The 8,079-nt window shown below is 67.4% G+C and carries 7 protein-coding genes; 4 read left to right on the top strand and 3 right to left on the bottom strand.

The features are described 5' to 3' along the window. Positions 1-60: 60 nt before the first annotated feature. From mctP to ACFWBQ_RS37960, 3 genes are all read right to left on the bottom strand, one after another. Positions 61-1,698 (bottom strand): monocarboxylate uptake permease MctP, encoded by a 1,638-nt coding sequence (mctP, locus tag ACFWBQ_RS37970; RefSeq protein ID WP_385508530.1) that lies wholly within the window; start codon positions 1,696-1,698, stop codon positions 61-63. Beyond that, positions 1,695-1,949, bottom strand: a complete 255-nt coding sequence (locus tag ACFWBQ_RS37965; RefSeq protein WP_385508528.1) for a DUF3311 domain-containing protein — start codon at positions 1,947-1,949, stop codon at positions 1,695-1,697. Before ACFWBQ_RS37965 ends, mctP begins: the two co-directional genes overlap by 4 nt. A gap of 171 nt (positions 1,950-2,120) precedes the next feature. Next, positions 2,121-2,885: a GntR family transcriptional regulator gene (locus ACFWBQ_RS37960; RefSeq protein ID WP_385508533.1), complete on the bottom strand. Its 765-nt coding sequence runs from the start codon at positions 2,883-2,885 to the stop codon at positions 2,121-2,123. Positions 2,886-3,168: 283 nt separating this feature from the next. Here ACFWBQ_RS37960 and ACFWBQ_RS37955 point away from each other — a divergent pair, with 283 nt between their 5' ends. From ACFWBQ_RS37955 to ACFWBQ_RS37940, 4 genes are all read left to right on the top strand, one after another. Next, positions 3,169-4,452 (top strand): extracellular solute-binding protein, encoded by a 1,284-nt coding sequence (locus tag ACFWBQ_RS37955; protein WP_385508525.1) that lies wholly within the window; start codon positions 3,169-3,171, stop codon positions 4,450-4,452. 82 nt (positions 4,453-4,534) lie between these two features. Beyond that, positions 4,535-5,515: a carbohydrate ABC transporter permease gene (locus ACFWBQ_RS37950; RefSeq protein ID WP_385508523.1), complete on the top strand. Its 981-nt coding sequence runs from the start codon at positions 4,535-4,537 to the stop codon at positions 5,513-5,515. Next, positions 5,512-6,351: a carbohydrate ABC transporter permease gene (locus tag ACFWBQ_RS37945; RefSeq protein ID WP_385508520.1), complete on the top strand. Its 840-nt coding sequence runs from the start codon at positions 5,512-5,514 to the stop codon at positions 6,349-6,351. The genes ACFWBQ_RS37950 and ACFWBQ_RS37945 overlap by 4 nt, the downstream gene beginning before the upstream one ends. Positions 6,352-6,361: 10 nt before the next feature. Continuing rightward, entirely contained in the window at positions 6,362-7,894 is a 1,533-nt protein-coding gene (locus ACFWBQ_RS37940) for a glycoside hydrolase family 3 protein (RefSeq protein ID WP_385508518.1), read from the top strand. The last annotated feature ends 185 nt before the right edge of the window (positions 7,895-8,079 follow it).

The following is an 8,079-nucleotide window of genomic DNA, read 5'->3' as shown; positions in this document are numbered from 1 at the left end:
GGCCGCCGCGCCCCTGGGGACGCGGCGGCCCGCTCCGGAACCGTTCTCGAGGGGCGAGGGTCAGTGACCGCCGCCCGGGGCGCCCACGGTGACCGGCGGGAGTTCCGCCTTGACGCCCGGGTCGCCCGAGTCCGCCGTGTAGTCGGACGGGGAGGTCTCGTCGATTCCGGCCGGTGCCTTCAGCGCGTTCAGGACGAAGGTCAGTACCACCACCACGACCACATTCAGCACGAACGCGGTCAGCCCGATGTAGCCGATCTCGCCGATGCCCGGGATCTCCTTCGACGACCCGCCGAAGTGCTTCTGGGTCGGGCTTGCGACGCCGTACGCGGCAACCGTGCCGTAGATCATGCCGACCGCCCAGCCCGCGATCAGGGCCCAGCGATGGAACCACCGGGTGAACAGGCCGCCCACCAGGGCCGGCATCGTCTGGAGGATCCAGATCCCGCCGAGCAGCTGGAAGTTGATCGCGACCGTCTTGTCCATGGTGAGGACGAAGGCGAGCGCGCCGACCTTGACCAGGAGCGAGACCAGCTTGGAGACCTTGGTCTCCTGGGCCGGGGTCGCATCGGGTTTGATGAAGTCCTTGTAGATATTGCGCGTGAAGAGGTTCGCTGCGGCGATCGACATGATCGCTGCGGGCACGAGCGCACCGATACCGATCGCGGCGAAGGCCACACCGGCGAACCAGTCGGGGAACATGTTCTCGAACAGCTGCGGAATGGCCAGCTGGCCGTTGTCCACCTTCACTCCGGCGGCGATCGCCATGAAGCCGAGCAGGGCCAGCAGGCCGAGCATCAGCGAATACAGCGGAAGTATCGTGGTGTTGCGCCGGATCACCTCACGGCTGCGGCTGGAGAGCGTCGCCGTGATCGAGTGCGGGTACATGAAGAGCGCCAGCGCCGAGCCCAGGGCCAGCGTGGCATAACCCCATTGGCCCATGTCGCCGGGCACGAGCGCACCACGCGGCTTCCCTGTCGCCTCGTTCGTCTGGGCGAACGCGTCGCCCGCCTTGGCGAAGATGTCGTCGAATCCGCCGAGCTTGATCGGGATGTAGATGATCGCCACCGCGATCACCAGATAGATCAGGCCGTCCTTGACGAACGCGATCAGCGCGGGCGCGCGCAGCCCCGACGAGTAGGTGTACGCGGCGAGTACGGCGAACGCGATCAGCAGCGGCAGGTCCTTGATGAACCAGTGCGTGTTCTCGCCGCCGCCGACGCCCATGACGTCCAGCACGGCCTGGATGCCGACGAGCTGGAGGGCGATGTAGGGCATCGTGGCGAGAATGCCGGTGACGGCGACCGCGAGCGACAGCCCCTTCGAGCCGAAGCGTCCGCGGACGAAGTCCGAGGTGGTCACGTAGCCGTGCTTGTGCGAGACCGACCAGAGCCGCGGCAGGAAGGTGAAGATCAGCGGGTAGACGAGGATCGTGTACGGGACGGCGAAGAAGCCGGCCGCGCCCGCCGCATAGATCGCCGCGGGGACCGCGACGAAGGTGTACGCCGTGTAGAGGTCACCGCCGAGCAGGAACCAGGTGACCCAGGTGCCGAACGACCGTCCGCCCAGGCCCCATTCGTCGAGGCTCGCCTCGTTCTCGGCCTTGCGCCAGCGCGCGGCCATGAACCCGATGACCGTGACGGCCAGGAAGAAGAATATGAATACGGCGAGTGCTACGCCGTTCACGCCGTCCTTCATACTGACGCACCCCCCTTGCGGGCGCGCTGGTCACGCTGCCACAGCTTGTACGCGGTCATCGTGAGAGCGGCCGAGACGAACACCCAGAGCATTTGGTACCAGTAGAAGAACGGGACGCCGATGAAGGTCGGTTCGACCTTCGCGTACGAGCTCACCCAGAGCATCGCCACGAACGGCGCGATCAGACAAAGGGCGATGACCACCCTGGTGGGTGTCACTGTTGGTGGTTTCACGTCATTATCTTCTGGCATGTGGCGACTCCGTCCCCTCGCTGATCACCTGTTGTAATGCGCACGAAATCTAGGCGAGTGTTCCGGCAACAGTCACCCCCGTCCGCATTGCGGTCGTGCAACGGTCCGGCGTCGCCCGAAATGACTGATCCCCCTGCATCTGCAGGGGGATCAGTCATTTCGGAGTTTTTCTCAGTCGGTGGGCCGCTTCAGACGGGCCACGAACTTGTACCGGTCGCCGCGGTACACCGAGCGCACCCACTCCACCGGTTCGCCGTGCCCGTCGATCGAATGCCGGGACAGCATGAGCATCGGCAGACCGACGTCCGTACCGAGCAACCCCGCCTCGCGGGGGGTGGCCAGAGAGGTCTCGATGGTCTCTTCCGCCTCGGCGAGACGGACGTCGTACACCTCGGCCAGGGCGGTGTAGAGCGAGGTGTACTTCACCAGTGAACGGCGGAGCGCGGGAAAGCGTTTGGCCGAAAGGTGGGTGGTCTCGATGGCCATGGGCTCACCGCTGGCGAGCCGGAGCCGCTCGATGCGCAGCACCCGCCCGCCCGCCGTGATGTCGAGCAGTTCGGCGAGCGAGTCGTCCGCCGTGACGTAACCGATGTCCAGCAGTTGGGACGTGGGCTCCAGGCCCTGGGCGCGCATGTCCTCGGTGTACGAGGTGAGCTGCAGTGCCTGGGAGACCTTCGGCTTCGCGACGAAGGTGCCCTTGCCCTGGATGCGCTCCAGACGGCCCTCGACGACCAGTTCCTGGAGGGCCTGGCGCACGGTGGTGCGCGAGGTGTCGAACTCGGCTGCCAGAGTCCGTTCGGGCGGCACCGGGGTGCCGGGCGGCAGGGTGTCTGTCATGTCGAGCAGATGGCGCTTGAGCCGGTAGTACTTCGGGACGCGCGCCGTTCGCGTACCCACGCCGGTCTCGCTCGTACCGCTGGCCCCGTCGGCACCCATGGCCCGCCTTCCCGACTGCTGTGTTGCTGCCGTCACCGGCTCCTCCGTCTGTCGCGGCTCACATGGTGGCACGGTCCGGTCACGGGTCGTCGCCCTCCTTTAGGTGTCGGTCCTATAACGGACGCGAGTGCACTTCTTATACACCCTTGACACCCCTAAAGGTCTAGGCCAAGCTCCCGGTACTGGTCTAAACCATTAAAGACCAGGTCCCAGCCCCAGCAGTACTACTCGTCGGTGTCTTCGCGGTGGGCGGGGGGTTGCAGCACCCTGAGGAGGGTTTGGCGTGAAGCGCAAGCTCATCGCGGCGATCGGCGTCGCGGGCATGATGGTCAGCATGGCAGCGTGTGGCTCCGACGACGGCGGCAGCGACAGCGGCAAGAAGGCCGGTCCCGAAAGTTACAAGGGTCAGACCCTGACCGTCTGGGCCATGGACGGCTCGACGCCGGACCAGTGGCAGAAGGACCTCTCCGCCGAGTTCGAGAAGAAGACCGGCGCGAAGGTCAAGTTCGAGGTCCAGCAGTGGAACGGCATTCAGCAGAAGCTGACGACCGCCCTGTCCGAGGAGAACCCGCCGGACGTTTTCGAGATCGGCAACACCCAGACCGCGGCGTACGCCAAGACGGGTGGCCTCGCCGACCTCGGTGACCTCAAGACGGCGATCGGCAGCGACTGGGCCGCCAACCTGAACGAGGCCGCGGTCGTCGACGGCAAGCAGTACGCCGCCCCGTGGTACTTCGCCAACCGGGTGGTCCTCTACAACAAGTCGGTCTTCGCGGAGGCGGGTGTCACCGCGGTCCCCAAGACCCGTGACGAGTTCTTCGCCGCACTGGACAAGATCAAGGCCAAGGGCAAGGCCGAGCCGCTCTACCTGCCCGGCCAGAACTGGTACTTCTTCGACGGCCTCACCATCGGTAAGGGTGCGGACCTCGTCAAGAAGGACGGGGACAAGTGGGTCTCCAACCTCGCCGACCCGAAGATCGGCGAGGCGATGGACCTGTACAAGAAGTACCAGTCCTACTCCACGGCCCCCAAGGACAAGGACGAGGCGACGCCGCAGCAGGCCGACGTCTTCGCCAAGGGCAAGACCGGCGCCTTCATCGGCATGGGCTGGGAAGCCGGCACGGCGATCAAGGCCAACCCGGCCATCGAGAAGGAGATCGGCTACTTCACCATCCCCGGTGAGAGCGCCGAGAAGCCCGAGGGTGTCTTCCTCGGTGGCTCCAACCTCGCCGTCGCCGAGGGCAGCACGAAGCAGGAGCTCGCCAAGGAGTTCCTCAAGCTCGCGCTCTCCGACCAGTTCGAGGGCCAGCTCGCCAAGCTGAACGGCGTCATCCCGAACAAGGAGTCGCTGAACTCGAACCTGACGGGCAACCCGGTCGCCGAGGCTGCCGCGCCGTCCGCCAAGGTCGGCGGCACCACGCCGCTGATCCCCGAGTGGGCCGCGGTCGAGAACGCCCCGAACCCGATCAAGACCTTCATGACGGCGGTCCTGAGCGGCAAGTCGAACGCCGAGGCTGCCAAGCAGGTCGAGGCAGAGTTCAACAAGCGCCTCGCGCAGAAGCAGTAAGGCCGAATCACCGGGGGGCGGACTCCATGGCGGAGTCCGGCCCCCGGTTGTGTCCCATGGTGCCGAGAAAGAGATGGCGAGCATGACCGTGCAGACCGAACGGCCGCCTTCAGGTCCGACGGACGTAGTGAAGGGGACCGGCGCAGCGCCGGGCAAGCCCGTGGCCCGCGGCAGATCCACCGCGATGGCCCCGTACCTGCTGCTGATCCCCCCGGTGGCCGTGACCCTGGTGTTCCTCGGCTGGCCCCTCGTCAAGAACACCCTGCTGTCGTTCCAGAACCTCAACATGAGGCAGCTGATCCAGCACCTCACCGAGTGGAACGGGGTCGACAACTACACGGAGATCCTCGGCAGCGAGGAATTCTGGAACGTCACCGTCCGGTCGATCGTCTTCACCGGCGTCAATGTCGTCCTGACCATGGTCCTCGGCACCCTGGTCGGGCTCCTGCTGGCCCGCCTCGGCAAGCGGATGCGCATCGCGCTCCTCATCGGCCTGGTCCTCGCCTGGGCCATGCCCGTCGTCGCCTCGACCACCGTCTACCAGTGGCTCTTCGCCTCCCGGTTCGGTGTCGTGAACTGGGTGCTGGACAAGATCGGCTTCCACTCGATGGCCGACTACAACTGGACCGGCGGCCAGTTCTCCACGTTCTTCGTCATCACCGTGCTCCTGGTCTGGATGTCGATCCCGTTCGTCGCCATCAACCTGTACGCCGCGACGACGACCATCTCCAAGGAGCTCTACGAGGCCGCCGCGCTCGACGGCGCCGGCCCGTGGAAGAGCTTCACCTCGGTCACCCTGCCGTTCCTCAGGCCCTTCCTCTTCGCGACGACCTTCCTCGAGATCATCTGGATCTTCAAGGCCTTCGTCCAGGTCTTCGCGATCAACCAGGGCGGTCCGAACCGGCTCACCGAGATCCTGCCGGTCTACGCCTACATCGAAGGTGTCGGGAACCAGCACTACGGGATGGGATCGGCGATCGCGATGCTCACCATCGTGATCCTGCTCCTGCTGACCTCGTCGTACCTCCGGATCGTTCTCAAGCAAGAGGAGGACGAGCTGTGAAGCGCTCGGCTTCGTCACGGTTCAGCCGCATCTGGCCCAACGCCACGGCAGTCCTGCTGGTCATCGGCTTCGTCTTCCCCGTGTACTGGATGTTCGCGACGGCCTTCAAGCCGACGCCGGACATCGTCGCGGACGACCCGGTCTGGTTCCCTACGAACATCACGTTCGAGCACTTCCAGACCGCCGTCGCGGCCGAGAACTTCTGGACGATGGTCCGGAACTCGCTCACGGTCACCCTCCTCGCCGTGATCCTCTCCCTCGTCCTGGCGCTGGCCGGCTCGTTCGCCCTGGCCCGGATGCGCTTCAAGGGGCGCAAGGGCTTCATCGTGGGCTTCATGGTCGCCCAGATGGCGCCCTGGGAAGTCATGGTCATCGCGATCTACTTCATCGTGCGCGACTCGGACATGCTCAACAGCCTGATCCCGCTGACGCTCTTCTACATGGTGATGGTGCTGCCCTTCACCCTCCTGACGCTCCGCAGCTTCGTCGCGGCGGTGCCCAAGGAGCTGGAGGAGTCGGCCATGGTGGACGGCTGCACCCGCCCCCAGGCGTTCGTCAAGGTGATCCTGCCGCTGCTCGCGCCCGGTCTGATGTCCACCTCGATGTTCGGCTTCATCACCGCGTGGAACGAGTTCCCGCTGGTGCTGGTCCTGAACAAGCAGGCGGAGTCCCAGACCCTGCCGCTGTGGCTGTCGCAGTTCCGGACCCAGTTCGGCGACGACTGGGGCGCCACGATGGCCGCGTCCTCGATCTTCGCCATTCCGATCCTCGTCCTCTTCGTCTTCCTGCAGCGCAGGGCTGTCAGCGGTCTGACCGACGGCGCAGTGAAGGGATAACACGGCTGCCATGACCACCCTCGTATCCACCACGGACACCGTCACGCGCGATGCCCTCGCCGTGCTGCAGCCCGGGTTCACCGGCACCACCGCTCCCGACTGGCTGCGGCGCAGAGTCGGCGAAGGCCTGGCCTCCGTCGGGCTGTTCGGCCGGAACATCGAATCGCCCGCACAGCTCGCCGTGCTCACCGCGCAGCTGCGGGCCGAGCGGGACGACGTGCTCGTCGCGATCGACGAGGAGGGCGGCGACGTCACCCGGCTCGAGGTCCGCAACGGGTCGTCCTTCCCCGGCAACCTCGCCCTCGGCTCCGTCGACGACGTGGACCTGACCCGGGCAGTGGCCCGGGAACTCGGCCGCCGGCTGGCCGAGTGCGGCGTCAACCTCAACTGGGCCCCGTCCGCGGACGTCAACTCCAACCCCGGTAATCCGGTCATCGGCGTCCGGTCCTTCGGCGCCGACACCGCCCTGGTCGCCCGGCACACCGCGGCGTACGTCGAGGGTCTGCAGGCCGCCGGGGTGGCTGCCTGCACCAAGCACTTCCCCGGACACGGCGACACGGCGGTCGACTCGCACCACGCGATGCCCCGCATCGATGTGGATCTGGACACGCTGCACGCCCGTGAGCTGGTGCCTTTCAGAGCGGCCATCGCAGCGGGTTCCAAATCCGTGATGAGCGCACATATCCTGCTTCCCGCGCTCGACCCGAACCGCCCGGCGACGCTGAGCCCGCAGATCCTCACCGGTCTGCTGCGCCAGGAACTGGGCTACGACGGGCTGATCGTCACCGACGGTATGGAGATGGATGCCATCGCCGGTACGTACGGCATCGAGCGCGGCTCCGTCCTCGCCATAGCCGCCGGCGCCGACGCCATCTGTGTCGGAGGCGGGCTGGCGGACGAGGACACCGTGCTGCGGCTGCGCGATGCCCTGGTGGCAGCGGTACGGAGCGGCGAACTTCCCGAGGAACGGCTGGCCGACGCCGCCGCACGAGTACGGGCCCTCGCGTCCTGGACGCAGCGGGCCAGGGGGGCTGCCTCGGAGCCGGGCGCGGACATGCAGGAGGGGACCGCGCCCGGCACCGGAGCCGACCCCGGCATCGGGCTCGTCGCGGCCCGCCGTGCCGTGAAGGTCACCGGCAGCACCGGACCACTGGCCGGGCCCGCGTACGTTGCCGCGTTCACCCCGGTCGCGAACATCGCGGTCGGCGACGAGACCCCGTGGGGCGTCGCTGCCGAGCTGGCCCGGGTGCTGCCCGGGACCGGGACGGACACATACAGCGACGGGACGCAGGCGCCCGCGGATCAGGTACTGGATGCGGCGGGGGAGCGGCGCATCGTGGCGGTCGTCCGTGATGCGCACCGCCATGCCTGGATGGGGGCGGCGCTCGACGCCCTGGTGGCGGCACGTCCCGACACCGTCGTCGTCGAGATGGGCCTCCCGGAGGCGCCCCCGAGGGGGGCTCTGTACATCGCCACCCATGGGGCGGCACGGGTGTGCGGGGTCGCGGCGGCGGAAGTGATCACGGGCGTGCGCGACGCGTGAGGGCGGCCCCGGTCAACGGGGCGGAGTATCCGTTGACCGAGGACACGGCCTGTCCGCAGGACGGGAGAGGGGGGGGGGCCCCCCCGGGGGGGGGCCGCCCACCCGGGCGGGGGGGGAGTGGTCCGGGCCCCCCCGCGGGGGCGGGGCGGTTTGGGGGGGGGATTTGGCGGGGATGAAAGAGGGAC

Source organism: Streptomyces sp. NPDC060035 (genome assembly GCF_042736635.1).
Taxonomy (GTDB): domain Bacteria; phylum Actinomycetota; class Actinomycetes; order Streptomycetales; family Streptomycetaceae; genus Streptomyces.
This window is presented reverse-complemented; position numbering and strand designations above follow the sequence as displayed.